Source organism: Rhodococcus sp. GB-02, from assembly GCF_053470465.1.
In genome coordinates this window covers 214011-230572 of the sequence record NZ_JBPUKE010000003.1, presented here as the reverse complement: position 1 = coordinate 230572, position 16562 = coordinate 214011, and the positions used below count along the sequence as shown (strand labels likewise).

At 63.3% G+C, this 16562-nt stretch carries 16 protein-coding genes; 11 read left to right on the top strand and 5 right to left on the bottom strand.

Annotated features, from left to right (window positions below; translation table 11 throughout):
* Positions 1–57: 57 nt before the first annotated feature.
* Both ACSW29_RS21470 and acnA read right to left on the bottom strand, forming a co-directional pair.
* Entirely contained in the window at positions 58–624 is a 567-nt protein-coding gene (locus tag ACSW29_RS21470) for a TetR/AcrR family transcriptional regulator (protein ID WP_214886600.1), read from the bottom strand.
* 180 nt (positions 625–804) lie between these two features.
* Entirely contained in the window at positions 805–3606 is a 2802-nt protein-coding gene (gene acnA, locus ACSW29_RS21465; protein ID WP_019748421.1) for an aconitate hydratase AcnA, read from the bottom strand.
* Positions 3607–4061: 455 nt separating this feature from the next.
* On the opposite strand from acnA, the gene ACSW29_RS21460 reads away from it, so the two are divergent.
* The 8 genes from ACSW29_RS21460 (at position 4062) to ACSW29_RS21425 (ending at position 12759) form a co-directional block, all read left to right on the top strand.
* On the top strand, positions 4062–4652 hold the full coding sequence (locus ACSW29_RS21460; protein ID WP_347872731.1) for an Rv1476 family membrane protein: 591 nt from the start codon (positions 4062–4064) through the stop codon (positions 4650–4652).
* Positions 4653–5102: 450 nt separating this feature from the next.
* A complete protein-coding gene (locus ACSW29_RS21455; RefSeq protein ID WP_230815592.1) occupies positions 5103–6650 on the top strand; it encodes an NlpC/P60 family protein in 1548 nt (515 codons plus the stop codon).
* 152 nt (positions 6651–6802) lie between these two features.
* On the top strand, positions 6803–7981 hold the full coding sequence (locus tag ACSW29_RS21450) for an AAA family ATPase (RefSeq protein WP_411742570.1): 1179 nt from the start codon (positions 6803–6805) through the stop codon (positions 7979–7981).
* Entirely contained in the window at positions 7978–8970 is a 993-nt protein-coding gene (locus ACSW29_RS21445; RefSeq protein WP_003944991.1) for a DUF58 domain-containing protein, read from the top strand. Before ACSW29_RS21450 ends, ACSW29_RS21445 begins: the two co-directional genes overlap by 4 nt.
* Positions 8967–9947 carry a VWA domain-containing protein gene (locus tag ACSW29_RS21440; protein ID WP_019748426.1) on the top strand — a complete coding sequence of 327 codons (981 nt, stop codon included), beginning with the start codon at positions 8967–8969 and terminating at the stop codon, positions 9945–9947. The genes ACSW29_RS21445 and ACSW29_RS21440 overlap by 4 nt, the downstream gene beginning before the upstream one ends.
* A gap of 70 nt (positions 9948–10017) precedes the next feature.
* A complete protein-coding gene (gene fabG1, locus ACSW29_RS21435) occupies positions 10018–10767 on the top strand; it encodes a 3-oxoacyl-ACP reductase FabG1 (protein WP_007727875.1) in 750 nt (249 codons plus the stop codon).
* 57 nt (positions 10768–10824) lie between these two features.
* Positions 10825–11622 carry an NADH-dependent enoyl-ACP reductase InhA gene (gene inhA / locus ACSW29_RS21430; protein WP_003944803.1) on the top strand — a complete coding sequence of 266 codons (798 nt, stop codon included), beginning with the start codon at positions 10825–10827 and terminating at the stop codon, positions 11620–11622.
* Positions 11623–11706: 84 nt separating this feature from the next.
* A complete protein-coding gene (locus ACSW29_RS21425; protein ID WP_448278544.1) occupies positions 11707–12759 on the top strand; it encodes a ferrochelatase in 1053 nt (350 codons plus the stop codon).
* Positions 12760–12770: 11 nt separating this feature from the next.
* Here the strand turns inward: ACSW29_RS21425 and ACSW29_RS21420 are convergent, their stop codons facing one another.
* Together ACSW29_RS21420 and ACSW29_RS21415 are read right to left on the bottom strand one after the other, a co-directional pair.
* Entirely contained in the window at positions 12771–13379 is a 609-nt protein-coding gene (locus ACSW29_RS21420; protein WP_347872733.1) for a transcriptional regulator, read from the bottom strand.
* A 106-nt stretch (positions 13380–13485) separates the two neighbouring features.
* A complete protein-coding gene (locus ACSW29_RS21415) occupies positions 13486–13827 on the bottom strand; it encodes a metallopeptidase family protein (RefSeq protein WP_317828086.1) in 342 nt (113 codons plus the stop codon).
* Positions 13828–13904: 77 nt separating this feature from the next.
* Between ACSW29_RS21415 and ACSW29_RS21410 the strand changes: the two genes are divergently transcribed.
* Positions 13905–14396: a hypothetical protein gene (locus ACSW29_RS21410; RefSeq protein WP_003944993.1), complete on the top strand. Its 492-nt coding sequence runs from the start codon at positions 13905–13907 to the stop codon at positions 14394–14396.
* A 31-nt stretch (positions 14397–14427) separates the two neighbouring features.
* A complete protein-coding gene (locus ACSW29_RS21405; RefSeq protein WP_448278249.1) occupies positions 14428–14817 on the top strand; it encodes a hypothetical protein in 390 nt (129 codons plus the stop codon).
* A 38-nt stretch (positions 14818–14855) separates the two neighbouring features.
* Here the strand turns inward: ACSW29_RS21405 and ACSW29_RS21400 are convergent, their stop codons facing one another.
* Positions 14856–15647 carry a hypothetical protein gene (locus ACSW29_RS21400; RefSeq protein WP_448278248.1) on the bottom strand — a complete coding sequence of 264 codons (792 nt, stop codon included), beginning with the start codon at positions 15645–15647 and terminating at the stop codon, positions 14856–14858.
* Between the two features lie 67 nt (positions 15648–15714).
* Between ACSW29_RS21400 and ACSW29_RS21395 the strand changes: the two genes are divergently transcribed.
* Positions 15715–16542 (top strand): DUF3097 domain-containing protein, encoded by an 828-nt coding sequence (locus tag ACSW29_RS21395; RefSeq protein ID WP_166810193.1) that lies wholly within the window; start codon positions 15715–15717, stop codon positions 16540–16542.
* Positions 16543–16562: the final 20 nt, after the last annotated feature.

Sequence of the window (16562 nt, the reverse complement as noted above, 5' to 3'; positions counted from 1 at the left end):
CCCTGTGCGCCTTTTGGTAGTGGGAACTACCAAAAAGGCGCACAGGGGCGAAGCCCCTCAATCCCTTCGCCGCACAGACTCCTCGACCAGATCGAGAACAGCCGAAAGGTTGTCGACGCCGTGGCCGGAGGCGATTCTCGCGACCAGGCCGTCCATCACCAGATCCAGATACCCGATCAGGATTTCGGTGGGAACGTCGTCACGGAGTCGGCCGGCCGATTTCTGTCGGGCTAGGCGCGCACTGGTCGCTTCCGTCAGTTCTGCGGAGCGCTGCGACCACTTCTCGCGGAAATCGGCGTCATTGCGTAGTCGACGCGCTATCTCCAGTCGCGTTCCCAGCCAATCGAATTGATCGGGCTGCGCGAGCATGTCCCGCATGACCTGGACGAGGCCCTCTTCGGCGACGACATCTGCCATCCGGCTCGCATCCTCGCTGGCAAGCGCGAGGAACAGGCCGTCCTTGTCCTTGAAGTGATGAAAGATCGCTCCCCGGGACAAACCGGTGACTTCTTCGAGACGGCGAACTGTGGCGCCGTCGTAGCCGTATTCCGCAAAGCAGCGGCGGGCGCCGTCAAGGATCTGACTGCGCCGTGCCGCGAGATGGTCTTCACTGACCTTGGGCACGGGCATCCCTCCTTTGTCGGGTTGCCTGTGAGCACTTTCGGCCGTAGGCGCTGAATGTCGACTCAGTGCACAAAGCGCTCACGACCACCGATGAAACCTGGTTCGCCTTCCGGCGAAAGTGGTCGTGAGCGCTTTGTGACCCGTCAGGGGCCGAAAGTGCTCACAGGCACGTAGTGCCTACTAGCCCCGGATCATGTTGCGAAGCACGTACTGCAGGATGCCACCGTTGCGGTAGTAATCCGCTTCGCCGGGGGTATCGATGCGTACGACTGCGTCGAACACGACCTTCTCGCCGTTCTCGCGCGTCGCCGTGACCTTCATGGTCTTCGGGGTGACGCCCTCGTTGAGCTTCTCGACGCCTTCGATGTCGAAGGTCTCGGTGCCGTCGAGCTTGAGCGAACCTGCGGACTCGCCGACCGGGAACTGCAGCGGGACAACGCCCATGCCGATGAGGTTGGAGCGGTGGATGCGCTCGAACGACTCGGTGATGACGGCCTTGACGCCGAGCAGGCTGGTGCCCTTGGCTGCCCAGTCACGCGAGGATCCGGAGCCGTACTCCTTGCCGCCCAGGACGACCAGCGGGATGCCGGCTGCCTGGTAGTTCTGCGACGCGTCGTAGATGAATGCCTGCGGTGCGCCTTCCTGCGTGAAGTCGCGGGTGTAACCACCGGAGACGTCGTCGAGGAGCTGGTTGCGCAGACGGATGTTCGCGAACGTTCCGCGAATCATGACCTCGTGGTTACCGCGACGAGAACCGAGCGAGTTGTAATCCGCACGCTCGACGCCGTGGGAGTCGAGGTACTGCGCAGCGGGGGTACCGACCTTGATCGGACCTGCCGGGCTGATGTGGTCGGTCGTGACCGAGTCGCCGAGCAGAGCGAGGACGCGGGCGCCCTTGATGTCCTTGACCGGAGCCGGATCCATCGTCATGCCGTCGAAGTAGGGTGGCTTCCGCACGTAGGTGGAGTTCACGTCCCACTCGAAGGTGTCACCCTTCGGGGTTTCGAGGTTCTGCCAGCGGCTGTCGCCCGCAAAGATGGTTGCGTACGACTTGCGGAACATGTCCTGGTCGATCGAGGACTTGATCGTCTCTTCGATTTCCTGCGTGGACGGCCAGATGTCCTTGAGGTAGACGGGGTTTCCGTCGGTGTCGTTACCGAGCGAATCGGTCTCGAAGTCGAAGTCCATGGTTCCGGCGAGGCCGTATGCAATCACGAGCGGCGGGGAAGCCAGGTAGTTCATCTTGACGTCGGGGGAGATACGTCCCTCGAAGTTGCGGTTACCCGAGAGCACCGCGGTGACCGAGAGGTCGTTGTCGTTGATGGCCTTCGAGACTGCCTCGGGCAGGGGTCCGGTGTTACCGATGCACGTGGTGCACCCGTAACCGCCGAGGTAGTAACCGAGCTTCTCGAGGTACGGCCACAGGCCGGCCTTCTCGTAGTAATCGGTGACGACCTGCGAACCGGGAGCCATGTTGGTCTTGACCCACGGCTTGGTGGCGAGGCCCTTTTCGACGGCGTTGCGTGCGAGCAGTGCAGCACCGAGCATGACCGACGGGTTGGACGTGTTTGTGCAGGAGGTGATACCTGCAACAACAACGGCGCCGTGATCGAGAACGAACTCACCGGCGTCGGACTTGACGACGACCGGCTTGCTCGGACGGCCTTCTGCACCGTTGGCAGCAGAGAGAACGTCGACCGCTCCGTCGTCGGCAAACGACAGAACCGCGGGATCGGAAGCCGGGAAGGACTCTTCGACGGCCTCGTCGAGCTGGGTGTGCTCGGTCGGGTAGTTCTCTTCCACGTAGTTGTGGATGTCCTTGCGGAACGCAGTCTTGGACTCCGACAACAGGATTCGGTCCTGCGGGCGCTTCGGGCCGGCGATCGAGGGAACAACGGTTCCCAGATCCAGCTCGATGTACTCCGAGAAGACGGGTTCCTTGTCGGGGTTGTGCCACAGGCCCTGTTCCTTGGCGTACGCCTCGACGAGAGCGAGCTGCTCGTCGCTGCGGCCGGTGAGGCGCAGGTATTCGATGGTCTCGGCGTCGATCGGGAAGATCGCTGCGGTGGAACCGAATTCGGGGCTCATGTTGCCCAGCGTTGCGCGGTTCGCGAGCGGAACCTCGGCAACACCGTTGCCGTAGAACTCGACGAACTTGCCGACGACGCCGTGCTTGCGGAGCATCTCGGTGGCGGTGAGCACGACGTCGGTTGCGGTGACGCCGGGCTTGATCTCACCGGAGAGCTTGAAGCCGACAACGCGGGGGATCAGCATGGAGACGGGCTGGCCGAGCATTGCTGCCTCGGCCTCGATGCCGCCGACGCCCCAGCCGAGCACGCCGAGGCCGTTGACCATCGTGGTGTGCGAGTCGGTGCCGACGCAGGTGTCGGGGTAGGCCTGTCCGTTACGGGACATGACGGTGGGGGCCAGGTACTCGATGTTGACCTGGTGAACGATTCCCATCCCCGGGGGGACGACCTTGAAGTCGTCGAATGCGCCCTGGCCCCAACGGAGGAACTGGTAACGCTCGCCGTTGCGCTCGTATTCGAGGTCGACGTTGCGCTCGAGTGCGTCGGCCTGGCCGAAGACGTCGAGGATGACCGAGTGGTCGATGACCATGTCGGCGGGGGAGAGCGGGTTGACCTTGTTCGGGTCGCCGCCGAGGGTGGTGACGGCCTCACGCATGGTGGCGAGGTCGACGATGCAAGGGACGCCGGTGAAGTCCTGCATGATCACGCGGGCAGGCGTGAACTGGATTTCAATGCTCGGCTCAGCTGAGGGATCCCAGCTCGCGATGGCGCGGATGTGATCCGCGGTGATGTTGGCACCGTCTTCGGTGCGGAGAAGGTTCTCGGCGAGAACCTTCAAGGAATAGGGCAATTTCTCGGTGCCGGGGACTGCCGAGAGGCGGAAGATCTCGTAAGAGTTCTCACCGACCTCGAGGGTTCCCTTGGCTCCGAATGAATCGATACTGGTGCTCACGTCTGCTCCACTCGTCTATGAGGGTCGCCACCGACGGGGCTGTGTCGGCAGCTGAAGCGAGGTACTTCGGCTGGTAGATCCCTCCGTAGCTCACGCCAATCGCACAGTTCGCGTGAGAACTGTCGAACATCGGAGCTGCAGTAGAACCCGTCCTGACCGGTGGTACCTCTTGGTCCAAGTCTAACAGTACGCTTGTCCTGTGAGAATTCAGGGCAAGTTGACCGAAACAATCTTCATGCAGACTGCGGGCCTGCGCAACGCAGGCTTGGCTGGGTGACCGCACCCACAGTTACCGCTCAGGTGGCACGCGCGACGGTTGTGTCTGACGCCGGGCGGCAGTCGACCTGAAGTAGGGTGCATGCAGGCCCGTCGCGGGTCGGCCGCCGAAAAACGACCTCGGACCAACTCCCCGCAACTCAGCGGTGGACGGAATCCGAACAGCACCCGGATGAGAGATGTCTGCTCCTACCAATCACGCTTTTGCGCCTGTGCACGTGAAGTCACCGTCGCACGCCGCTGTTCCGTCGGACGTCGATCTCGACGACGTACTTGCGGATCTCTCGACGGACGGCGTCTCCGCCCCCGAGTCCGATGTTGCCGGGCTGGCCGCGGTGGTGACCGACGCTCGCGAACGCGGTGTCGACTTGAGCGTCGTCGTCGTCGATGCGAATCCGGGCCGGCCGTCCGATCTTCGGGACCTGGCCACGACGGTCGGCAAGTCTGAAGGCGGCACGGTCCTCGTTCTGAGCCCGGACTGGATGGGCAGCTACAGCGACTCGATCTCTCGCGTCCAACTCGAAACTGCACAGGACCGATCATTCGGTGAAAGCGCGAGTGTGACCGCGGACCGTTTCTCGCACGAGATCGTGGCGCCTGGTCCGCCGTGGACGTTGTACACGGTTCTTGTCATCGCCGTGGTGGCGGTAATTGCCGGAATTACCTTCACCGTCAAGTGGCGGCGAGAGCCGGAAAACACGCAAACCAGACATATCGCTTCTTCTTCAGAGATTGCGACATCTTCCGACCACCGGGCCGATTCCGTCTGACCTTGGTCCTTTTGCGAGATTTTCAGTAACTCGTCGAAAACAGGTACTCACCGCTGTTTGCGGTGAGTACCTGCCTTTTTTGTGCCTGCATGCCGTTCGACCAGCTCAAATACCGTTTGTGTTATTTGTGGCTAAAGTTTCCAAAGAACGCTTGAGTGTCGTACGGTACAACTGGCACTTTTTGGGGAAGAAGTGTCGCAGACAGGCTGATGTTGTTCGACGCGTACTTGTCGGTTGCCTTGTTCTCGAGGTTCCGTCGGTGGCGTTCTTACGGCACGTCCGGGTCGACCGTCAGCTCTCGGGCTGTGGGCGACCGGTGCTTGGTCTGCGCATTCCCTCCCCGCACGGATCGGCGACCCAGCGGGCCGTGGCGTTACACGCGAGGGAGAGTTATTTGTGAGGCAAGTAACACGTGGCGGCGAGTCCCGTCGTGGTCCTTCCCGTAGGTCGATGCGCCTGGCGCAACTGGTCATCGGATTCGGCGTCGTCGGATCCCTGATCGTCGGAACGCCGGCCATGTCCTCGGCCGTACCGCCGCCGCCGCCGAATCCGAGTGATTCGGACATCGCCGCGGCCGATTCGCAGGTCTCGTCGAGCGTCGGCACCGTCAGCGCGCTCATCAATCAAGTCGCATCGGCCAACGAACAGTTGTCGGCACTCGACAACGAAGTTGCGATCAAGCGTGAAGACGTCAACAAGACTCTCGTGGATCTGCAGAACGCCCGCGGCGCCGCAGACTCCGCAGCGCAGGCCGTCGGAGTCACCAAACAGGCTCTGAAAGACGCGTCGGCGCAGATCGAGGTCGCTCAGACGGACTTCGACAAGTACGCACGCTCGAGCTACGTCAAGGGCACCAATACCGCGTCCATCTCGTCGTTCCTCGACGCCAAGGGCCCGGGTGACGTCCTCGACCGCGCACAGGTGCTCAAGCTGCTCGCCAATACGCAGAGCGCAGTGCTCGACGGTCTCCAACGAGCACGTACAGAGCAGGCGAACAAGGACTCCGCGACCCGCCAGGCAAAGCAGCAGGCCGACGCCGCCGCCGAGGTCGCCGCACAACTGAAGGATCTGGCCGAGCAGGCGATTCAGATCGCGCGCAACGCTCTCGATCAGCAGGTAGCCAAGAAAGCCGCGATCGAAGCAGAGCGCAACTCCGCTCAGGCCCAACTCGACGCCGCCCGCAATGCAGTCGCAGGCTTGCAGGGCCAACGCCAGGCGTACGCGACGTGGGACGAACAGCGTCGCGCCGAGGAAGCTCATCAGAAGGCGCTCGAAGCTGCCGCCAAGGAAGCTGCCGCACAAGCTGCTGCCCGCGCAGCTGCCGACCAGGCCGCGAAGGATCGAGCAGCAGCACTGGCAGCAGCTCAGCGTCCGCACACCGCTGTCGAAGACCCGACTCCGACCGTCATCCCGGACGACGACGACACCTGGACTGACGAAGAAACCGGGACCGACGAGGAAACAGGCACGGACGAAGAGACCGGCACCGACGAGGAAACGGTCACGACGCCCAAACCCACCACCCCCAAGCCGACGACGCCGAAACCCACCACTCCGAAGCCTTCCGTTACCGGAAGCGCTGCAATCGAATCCGTCATCGACCGCGGAATGTCTCAGCTCGGCGTGCAGTACGCCTGGGGCGGCGGCGACGAGAACGGTCCGACTCGAGGCATCCGTGACGGCGGCGTCGCTGACAGTTACGGAGACTTCAACAAAGTGGGTTTCGACTGCTCGGGCTTGATGATCTACGCCTTCGCCGGCATCGGAATCTCGCTGCCGCACTACACCGGCTATCAGTACACCGCGGGCACGCAGATTCCGTCTTCGGAGATGAAGCGCGGCGACATGATCTTCTACGGTCCCAACGCCAGCCAGCACGTGGCGCTCTACCTCGGTAACGGGCAGATGCTCGAGGCGCCACAATCCGGTTCGAGTGTCATGGTCTCCCCGGTTCGTTGGGGCGGAATGACGCCGTACGCCGTCCGACTGGTGTCCTGACGGTCAGAGGAAATTGTCGCTGACGCCCGCATTGTCAGGGGAAGTATCAAGTTCCCGACGTGGTGTTACGGCATCGAGCGCAACTACCTGGAATAGTTGACGGGGAACACGTTACTGTCGGTACTTTTCTAGGTGAAAGCGATGGATTCTTGGTGACCTCACGTGAAGATTCGGTCGGAACGGTCGACGTAAGCAAGGCGAGCGGAAGTGCGGACGGAGCAGCACCTTCCCTGGCAGCCGACGTTCAGACCTTGGAACGAGCGATTTACGAGGTCAAGCGAGTCATCGTCGGGCAGGACCGGCTTGTCGAGCGCATTCTCGTCGGGCTTCTTGCCAAGGGGCACGTCCTCCTCGAAGGCGTCCCCGGTGTCGCCAAGACGCTGGCCGTCGAGACTTTCGCGAAGGTCGTCGGCGGTTCGTTCTCCCGCGTCCAGTTCACCCCGGACCTGGTGCCCACCGACCTGATCGGCACGCGCATCTACCGTCAGGGCCGCGAGGAGTTCGACACCGAACTCGGACCCGTCGTCGCCAACTTCGTGTTGGCCGACGAAATCAACCGTGCCCCGGCCAAGGTGCAGTCCGCGCTCCTCGAGGTGATGGCCGAACGCCACGTGTCGATCGGCGGTAAGCGTTACCACATGCCCGACCCGTTCCTGGTGATGGCGACACAGAACCCCATCGAGAACGAGGGCGTCTATCCGCTCCCCGAAGCGCAGCGCGACCGCTTCCTGTTCAAGATCCTCGTCGACTACCCAACGGTCGAAGAAGAGCGCGAAATAGTCTACCGGATGGGCGTCGCGGCCCCGGAGCCGCACCAGATCCTCGGTCCGGAGGAGTTGGTCAGGCTCCAACGCGTCGCCAGCAACGTCTTCGTTCACCACGCGCTCGTCGACTACGTTGTCCGGGTCATCGCCGCTACGCGCACGCCGCGTGAGGTCGGACTGGAGGACGTCGCAGGCTGGATCGCGTATGGCGCCTCACCCCGAGCGACGCTCGGCATCATCGCCGCGTCGCGAGCTCTCGCTCTCGTCCGCGGGCGCGACTACGTCGTGCCGCAGGACGTCATCGAGGTGATCCCGGACGTGTTGCGCCACCGCCTCGTTCTTTCCTACGACGCCATGGCCGACGAGGTGACTCCCGACGCCGTCATCGCCCGGGTGCTGCAGACCGTCGGACTGCCGCAGATCGCCGCGCGGCCGGTCCCCACCGTTCCCGGCCCGCTCCAGCAGGGCGCACCGCAAGCACCCCAGTTCAACGCACAGGGCACAGCTAATCCGCAGGGCAACGGCGCGCCGATAGCGACCGCTGAGACGATGAGTCGCCCGCAGTGACCGAAGGCCGCGACGGTGGCCAGGCGACTCCCGCCGGATCCACCGGTTCTCCGCCGTCGTTCCGATCCGGCGAGCTCAGCGATCCCAAACTCACCGCTGCGCTGCGCACCCTCGAGCTGACGGTTCGTCGTCGCCTCGACGGTGTGCTGCACGGCGATCACCTCGGCCTGATTCCCGGACCTGGTTCGGAACCGGGTGACGCCCGCGAGTATCAGCCAGGCGATGACGTGCGGCAGATGGACTGGTCCGTCACCGCCCGTACGACGCACCCGCACGTGCGCCAGTCGGTCGCAGATCGTGAGCTCGAAACGTGGCTCGTCATCGACCTGTCCGCAAGCCTCGACTTCGGGACCGCCGGATGCGAGAAGCGCGACCTGGTTGTCGCTGCAGCCGCAGCCATCACTCACCTGACCAGTTCGGGCGGTAACCGCGTCGGCGCCATCATCTCGACCGGCGCTCAGACAACTCGAATCCCGGCACGCGGTGGGCGAATTCACGCACAGGCGATGCTCCGCAAGATCGCGACGACTCCGCATGCTCCGGACGGGGTACGCGGTGATCTGGTCGGCGCGATCGAAGCGCTCAGACGCCCACAGCGGCGGCGCGGACTTGCGGTGGTCATCAGTGACTTCCTCGGGCCGATCGACTGGGAACGCTCGCTGCGCGCCATTTCGGGACGGCACGACGTGCTCGGCGTCGAAGTGGTCGATCCGCGTGACCTCGAACTGCCCGACGTCGGCGACGTGGTGCTCCACGATCCGGAGTCAGGTCGGACGAGAGAATTCACCACGACGCCGCAACTGCGAGCCGACTTCGCCAGAGTCGCCGCTGAGCACCGCGTCGAGGTCCGACAAGCTCTACGTCGTTGCGGCGCTCCGCTGATGTCCCTGCACACCGACAGGGACTGGATCGCCGACGTCGTGAGATTCATCTCGGCACGCCGACACAGTTATGGTGCCGGCGCCGGAACTGGGGGCGTTCGTTCGTGAGTCTTTCTCAATTCACCGCACCGTGGTGGCTGCTGTTCCTCGCTGTCATCGCCGCGTTGGTGGTCGGTTACGTACTCGTGCAGAAGCAGCGGGCCAAGCACACACTTCGGTTCACGAACTTCGCACTGTTGGAGAAGGTGGCGCCTTCTCGGCCCGGGCGGTGGCGTCATATTCCGGCGATTCTGATGGTCGTCGCGTTGGTGTTCTTCACTGTCGCCCTTGCCGGTCCGACGGCGGACAAGAAGGTCCCACGAAACCGTGCCACGGTGATCCTCGTGATCGACGTGTCGCTGTCGATGCAGGCCACCGACGTCGAGCCGACGCGATTGGCAGCAGCGCAAGAAGCTGCCAAGTCGTTCGCTGACGGTCTGACCCCTGGCATCAACCTCGGGTTGGTCGCATTTGCCGGAACAGCTTCGGTTCTGGTGTCGCCCACCACGAATCGTGACGCGACAAAGGTCGCCATCGACAACCTCAAGCTCAGTGAGCGGACGGCGACGGGCGAGGCGATCTTCACCTCGTTGCAGTCGATCGACACGCTGTCGGCTGTCCTCGGTGGTAGCGATCAGGCCCCACCGGCGCGCATCGTGTTGCTGTCCGACGGCAAGCAGACCGTTCCCGAGAATTCGGACGATCCGCGGGGCGGATTCACCGCTGCCCGACAGGCCAAAGACAAGGGCGTCCCGATCTCCACCATTTCCTTCGGAACGACATACGGACGTGTCGAGATCGAAGGCGACCGAATTCCCGTCCCGGTCGACGACGCGTCTTTGAAGGAGATCGCCAACCTTTCCGGCGGAAGTTTCTTCACGGCATCGAGCCTCGAAGAATTGCGCCAGGTGTACGACACGCTCGAAGAGCAGATCGGTTTCGAGACGACACGAGGAGACGCAAGTCGACCGTGGTTGGTCCTCGGCGTCGTGTTCGCGACCGCTGGTCTGACGATTGCCCTGGTACGCAGGCAGCGTCTGCCCTGATCGAGAGCAGTTCCGAATTGTCCAAATACCGCTGGTACGCGGCCCGCAGAGAATTGATAGGTTGATCGCCATGTCTACCCCTCCCACGACAGTGGTTTCCGAACGGACCGTCACCACACCGCGCTCGGTGCTCGTCACCGGCGGTAACCGCGGAATCGGCTTGGCCGTCGCTCAGCGGCTCGCCGCAGACGGCCACAAGGTAGCCGTCACTCATCGCGGTTCCGGTGTCCCCGAAGGGTTGTTCGGCGTCGTTTGCGACGTCACCGACACCGAGTCGATCGACCGTGCATTCAAAGAGGTCGAAGCGCACCAGGGGCCGGTCGAGGTCATCGTCGCCAATGCCGGCGTCACCGACGACACACTGATCATGCGAATGAGCGAAGAGCAGTTCACGAGCGTCGTCGACGCGAACCTCACTGGTACGTTCCGCCTCTCGAAGCGTGCGACCCGGTCGATGCTGCGCGCGCGTTTCGGACGGTTCATCTTCCTCGGCTCGGTGGTGGGTCTGGCGGGACAAGCCGGCCAGGTCAACTACGCAGCGTCCAAGGCAGGGATCGTCGGTATCGCTCGTTCCCTGACCCGGGAACTCGGCTCTCGTTCGATCACCGCCAACGTCGTCGCACCAGGTTTCATCGAGACCGACATGACGGCAGCACTGGGCGACGACGTCAAGGACAAGGCCACCGAGTTCATCCCGTTGCAGCGGACCGGAAAGCCGGAAGATGTTGCAGCAGTGGTCAGTTTCCTCGCCTCCGACGATTCGGCATACGTCTCGGGTGCAGTCATCCCCGTCGACGGTGGACTCGGCATGGGCCACTGATCCGCTTTTTTGCACACGCACACCTTTCTCGTACGTCTGAAATCAGGAGGACATCTCATGGGCGGTTTGCTCGAGGGTAAGACCATTCTTGTCACCGGCATCATCACCGATTCGTCGATCGCGTTCCACGTGGCCAAGGTCGCGCAGGAGCAGGGCGCGAAGGTACTGATCACCGGATTCGATCGTCTGCGCCTCATCGACCGCATCGCCCAGCGCCTGCCGCAGCCCGTGCCGCCGGCAATCTCGCTCAACGTCCAGAGCTCGGAGGATCTCGCCTCTCTCGCCGAGCGTGTGCGCGAGCTGGCTCCTGAGGGGATCGACGGCGTGGTCCACTCGATCGGCTTCGCCCCCCGCTCCTGCCTGGGTAGCCCGTTCATGGACGCGCCGTGGGAGGACGTGGCGGTCGCACTCGAGGTATCCGCCTACTCGTACAGCGCACTGGCCAAGGCGTTACTGCCGGTGCTCAACGACAACGCGTCCATCGTCGGGATGGACTTCGACCCGGCGCGCGCGATGCCGTTCTACAACTGGATGGGTGTCTCCAAGGCGACCCTCGAGGCCGTCAACCGTTACGTCGCCAAAGAGGTCGGCGTTCGCGGCATCCGCTCGAACCTGGTGTCCTCCGGCCCGATCAAGACCCTGGCCGCCAAGGCCATCGCCGGTGACAGCACCGGTCCGGGCGCGGAGTTGGACAAGCTGAACACCGCATGGGACGGTGCTGCGCCCATCGGCTGGGACGTCGACGATCGCGAGCCCGTGGCCAAGACCGTCTGCACCGTGCTCTCGGATTGGTTGCCCGGCACGACCGCGTCGATCATCTACGTCGACGGCGGCTTCCACGCGATGGTCGGCTAGTAGCACCCCCTCTACTACGCAGTTGAGTACCCGGGTGATCCCCGCCGAACGGCATCGCGCAAGATTGAACTCATGACCGCAAGTATGGACATGCAGTTCGATGCTCTTCTCGTTTTGTCGTTCGGCGGTCCCGAAAAACCCGAAGACGTTCGGCCGTTCCTCGAAAACGTCACGCGCGGTAGGGGAGTGCCACCGGAGCGGCTCGACGCCGTCGTCGAGCACTACATGCATTTCGGTGGAGTTTCGCCCATCAACGCGCTCAACCGAGACCTGATCGAACGGGTCGAAGGTGAGCTGGCAGCAGCCGGCGTGGATGTGCCCGTGTACTTCGGCAACCGCAACTGGCACCCGATGGTCGAAGACACCGTTGCCAAGATGCGCGAGGACGGTGTCCGCAACGCCGCCGTGTTCGCCACGTCGGCCTGGGGTGGTTACTCCGGATGTCGGCAGTACCACGAAGACATCGCCCGCGCCCGTGACGCGGTCGGTGACGGCGCACCGACATTGACAAAACTTCGCCAGTACTACGACCATCCGCTGGTCGTCGGCGCGTTCGCCGACGGTGTGCGCGCGGCCCGCGCAGAGTTGCCCGAAGCGACTCGCGATACTGCGCGCCTGGTGTTCACGGCGCATTCGGTACCGAGTGCCGCAGACCGCAATGCAGGGCCGCCGGCAGAGGGCGGAAACCTCTACAGCCGACAGGTTGCCGAGGCTGCGAAGTTGGTTGCCGAAGCCGTCGGCGTCGAAGATTTCGATCTGGTGTGGCAGTCGCGATCAGGCCCGCCGCAGGTTCCGTGGCTGGACCCAGACATCTGTGATCACCTGGATACGTTGTCCGCCAAGGATGTTCGCGCCGTGATCGTGTGCCCCGTCGGTTTCGTCTCCGATCACCTCGAAGTGGTGTGGGACCTGGACACCGAGGCCAAGGACAAGGCAGCCGAACTCGGGATGGATTTCGTTCGCGCAGCAACACCCGGCCGCGATCAGCGTTTTGCGCAGCTGATGCCCACGCTCATTCGGGAACTGGCCGAGGCCGAGCAGCCACTGCGACTGGGGGTCGAGCCGCTGCTCGGCTCGACCACCAACGGTCGCTCGTGTGCGGTGAATTGCTGCGCGGCCGTTCAGCGCCCCCGCTGACGGCCCGCCGCTCAGGTGTTCGGCTGCTTGAGCTTTCCGCAGGGCCCGGGAACGGTGGACGTGCTGCGCGAGGTGAGGAGCGTCTCGACGATCTGTCGATCCTCGGGGCTCAGTGACGGGTCGATGTAGTTGAGCTTGGGCGCTCCCAGTTCGCGGACTCGTCCGGCGAGGGTCGCGACAAATGACACTCGTTCTTCGTCGTCGTCGTTGACGTCGTGGATCTGCAGCACCGACACCGGAAACTTGCGCAGCGTCACAGGCAGGAAGCGTGCGCCGAGCACATGGTCGACGTTGAATCCCGCCCACTGCCCCTGGTTGGCTTCCACGCATTCGGCGTCGGAGTGAACTGCGCTCTCGCCGATGTACTTACGTGCGGGCAGCATCTTCTTGGGTGCAAGTTCGGATGCGCCCTGCTGTAGGACGGGAAAGTCGCCGTCCGAGTACAACCACGGTTGGTTGGCCATCGAGATCAACCGGCCGGCGTCCAGATCCGGGAGATAGCGAGACTTGAGGAGAAACGCGACGCTGTCGACCGAGATGCCCAACAGTTCGGCGGCCTTCTGTCGGCTCATCGCAAACGTCGGGGTATTCTTCGGCGCGATCTGGATCAAATTGACCATGCGAACTCCTGTAAGTGTTCAATTGTTGCGGGCTTGGTACAGCTGACATGACAATTCGTCGATTATCAACCTCTAGCTGATTTCCGACTTGTAGATGAGTCGGTTGTCACCATCCAAGTTCACGCAACCGGGGATCTCCGATCCCGAAGTGGTGGCCGATTTCGTGGATCACGGTCCGACGAACTTGCTCGATCACCTCGTCTTCGGTGTTGCAGATCGCACAGATTGCCCTGCGGTAGATCGTGATGTGGTCGGGAAGGACGCCGGCGTACGTGGTGGTTCTCTTGGTCAGTGGGATGCCCTGGTACAGCCCGAGTAGCCCCGGTCGTCCACCTTCGAGTTGAACGGTCACCGCGACGTTGGCCATCTCCGCACCCAATTTCGGTGGCAGGCTGTCGAGCGCCCGCTTGACCATGCCCTCGAACTGACTGTCGTCCACGTCGATCATCTGCCCATTGTGCGTGCGCGGGCGGGATCCGGGTGTGTCCATGTGGAAACAGTGCAGCTTACGGCTATGTTCATTGCGTGGCCGAAGACCTCTATCACCGTTACGAATTCACATTCATCGTTCAGATGCTGACAGTCTCGCAAGAGCAGGCGATCGAAGAGAGCTTGGGCGGAAGGGTCGAGGACCGACGCGGGCTGCAGTTGCTGACGCTCACCTCGGAAGGTATGCGAGCGGCGACAACGGCTATCACCGTGGTGGACCAGTTGGTGGCTGCAGGCGTGCGTCCCCAGCGGACACATCCCGATTTGGTGTCACGTCAGGACATTGCCGACCGCGCGGGGGTGACGCGACAAGCTGTCGGGCAGTGGGTGCGAGGGGTCCGGCAGGCGGCTACACCTTTCCCGATTCCGTACAACTCGGTTGCCGGGGGGATCTGGTTCTGGGGCGACGTCCTGGATTGGTTGCGCCGTCAGGGATACAGCCAGGACACCGGTTTGCGCTACCCGACGCTGGATGAACATATTCGTATCGACCGCCATATCGCGATCAATCACAAGACTGTGGGTTGACCGATCTTACGGTTTGCTTGAAAATGGCTTTTTGAAACAAACCGACGGTCGTCTGCGAGCGGCGACGGCGGCGCTGTTCCGGCACTCACGTCCACGCGCGACTTTCGCGCCACCGTTGCGCGTGCTTCTTCTCGTCACCTCCGACATCGGTCTCTCGCAGCGGGCTGGTCTTGTTCTTCGCGAGGCTGGACACCAAGTCCGCACAGGTGACTACGACAGATTCAGCAACGGTATCCACCTCAACGTCATCGAGGCGGGTCGGATCAAGCCGGGGAAGCGTGTGCAGTGCGATCGGTATCCGTCGCGCATTGGACATCGGACTTGCCCCAGGCTGCCGGATCTGTTCGAGGCGTGGCTGGACAAGGTCGCCGTCGACTTACTCGAAGGAGATCGCGTGGAACCCATGCTGGATGTTCGGTGACCGCAACAGGTTTGCCGAGAAACGCCGGGACTTCGCGCTCAGGCTCTGATCGACACGCTGTTGGCCGAAGCAACACGGGCGATGCGGACGACGTCCCACAATCGTCGCAGCAGGTCTTCACGCGTCTGCGCGGTGGACACGCTCGGGGCCTGATTGGTCGAGACCGACGCAGCGACGGCAAGAATGGCCGCCACGTTGTCGGCTGTGTCGATCACCTGTAGATGCCGTGGTGACAGTGTCGACGGCCAGCGGTGTCCGGCCTGTGCCTGCAAGGCTTCGGCGACCAGCGTACGAGCGTCGTTTCCAGGCGTTCCGGTGGCTACGGTCGGAAGCCCAGCGAGCACCTCGGCTGCGTCCCGAACAGCTTGGCGCAGTTGGTATTCGGCTTCGCGGAGTCCGATCGATTCGGCGCTGCCCGCCACAGTGGGAATGGAGAAGACCGTCCACCGCAAGACGTCCGGGCCTTCCTTCGACGGCACGAGGCCGACTCCCGGCTTTCCGACGGCGCCGATCTGTATCCCTTCACCCGTTGCGATCGCAGCGCGCGCGAACTCGGTCCCGGTGGGCAGGCCACGTACATCACCGGCCGTAGGAAGGACCAGGCGGACCTCAGCAGCCTCCGAGCGTGCGATTCTCAACAGGGTGGGCACACCGGAAGCCGTGACTCCCGGCCACTCGAGATCATGGCGGACCGCAGTTTCCGCATCGGCGGCGCCGATCAGGTGCATCGGTGCCCACGCGGCAAGGGCGTCGATGACGTCGTCCGGCGCAGCGTCGCCGGCGAGCCATGACGCTGCCCACACGGTGAGGGTTGCGCTGGGAGAACTCATGACCGTGAAGTTTAGTTCGGCGTGGCGACATGCGCGGCCCCGGCGTTGTGACCTAGCGTGATCCGGCGTGAGCGGTGGCAACGGATACGGTGACATTTTTGCGGGTCATACCCGCAAACAGAAGCGCGTGACGCCTGAAGTGGCGGCCGAACGTGATCTTGTCGTCGAGGATGCGGCGACGGGATTCTGCGGGGCGGTAGTCGGTTTCGAGCGCACGTACGACGGCGATTTCGTGCGGCTCGAGGACGGTCGTTCCCGGACGCGGTTGTTCGCGATGCGCGAGGCGGCCTTCCTCATCGACGGCTCACCGGTCACGCTGGTCCGACCGGCACCCAAACCCGCATCCACCAAGCCCGCACGGTCGGCTTCGGGTTCGACGCGAGTCGAAGGCTTGCGGGCTCGTACGGCTCTGCCCAGCCGGATCTGGGTGGAGGGAGTGCACGATGCTGCCCTCGTCGAGCGAGTGTGGGGTCACGACCTTCGCGTCGAAGGTGTGGTCGTCGAACATCTCGAAGGTCTCGACAATCTGGGGGAGAGGCTTGCCGAATTCGGTCCAGGTCCCGGCCGCCGCGTCGGGGTCCTGGTCGACCACCTGGTCACCGGCTCCAAGGAAACCCAATTGACTCAGGGCCTCGGCCCGAATGTACTGGTGACCGGTCACCCGTACATCGACGTCTGGGAGGCAGTGCGCCCCAAATCCGTCGGTATCGCAGCCTGGCCGAAGATTCCGCGCGGTGAGGATTGGAAGACGGGAATCTGCCGAGAACTGGGCTGGGGAACACCTCAGGAGGGCTGGCGGCGGGTCTACAACTCGGTGGAGAGCTTCCGCGATCTCGAAGCTCCGCTGATCGGTGCTGTCGAACAACTTGTCGATTTCGTTACCGAGCCGAACTGACGTAGCAGCGGTCTGGGTCA

Excerpts from the sequence above, each read along its gene's own strand:
- fabG1 (WP_007727875.1), top strand. The coding sequence starts at position 10,018 with ATGTCTACCCCTCCCACGACAGTGGTTTCCGAACGGACCGTCACCACA.
- ACSW29_RS21460 (WP_347872731.1), top strand. The coding sequence starts at position 4,062 with ATGTCTGCTCCTACCAATCACGCTTTTGCGCCTGTGCACGTGAAGTCA.
- inhA (WP_003944803.1), top strand. The coding sequence starts at position 10,825 with ATGGGCGGTTTGCTCGAGGGTAAGACCATTCTTGTCACCGGCATCATC.
- ACSW29_RS21425 (WP_448278544.1), top strand. The coding sequence starts at position 11,707 with ATGGACATGCAGTTCGATGCTCTTCTCGTTTTGTCGTTCGGCGGTCCC.
- ACSW29_RS21415 (WP_317828086.1), bottom strand. The coding sequence starts at position 13,827 with ATGATCGACGTGGACGACAGTCAGTTCGAGGGCATGGTCAAGCGGGCG.
- ACSW29_RS21420 (WP_347872733.1), bottom strand. The coding sequence starts at position 13,379 with ATGGTCAATTTGATCCAGATCGCGCCGAAGAATACCCCGACGTTTGCG.
- ACSW29_RS21400 (WP_448278248.1), bottom strand. The coding sequence starts at position 15,647 with ATGAGTTCTCCCAGCGCAACCCTCACCGTGTGGGCAGCGTCATGGCTC.
- ACSW29_RS21455 (WP_230815592.1), top strand. The coding sequence starts at position 5,103 with ATGCGCCTGGCGCAACTGGTCATCGGATTCGGCGTCGTCGGATCCCTG.